Annotated in this window: 1 rRNA gene; it reads left to right on the top strand. The window is 47.8% G+C overall.

What is annotated here, in order from left to right:
- Positions 1-153: 153 nt before the first annotated feature.
- Positions 154-255, top strand: a 5S ribosomal RNA gene (gene rrf, locus DM813_RS00015); the annotation flags it as partial.

The raw sequence follows: 255 nt of genomic DNA, 5'->3' as shown, positions 1-255 counted from the left end.
TGAGGCTTGACCATATAACACCCAAGCAATTTGCGTCGAAATGACCAGATTGCGGTGTTGTGAAGACGAAACGAACCGAAAGTTTGCAACTCACAATCATCACATACCCGATTCGCTGGAGTGTCTATACAAGACCTTCTGGCAACAGAATTTCTTGACGACCATAGAGCATTGGAACCACCTGATCCCATCCCGAACTCAGCAGTGAAACGATGCATCGCCGATGGTAGTGTGGGGTTTCCCCATGTGAGAGTA

This window comes from Pseudomonas alkylphenolica (assembly GCF_004025535.1).
GTDB classification, from domain to species: domain Bacteria; phylum Pseudomonadota; class Gammaproteobacteria; order Pseudomonadales; family Pseudomonadaceae; genus Aquipseudomonas; species Aquipseudomonas alkylphenolica_A.
This window is presented reverse-complemented; position numbering and strand designations above follow the sequence as displayed.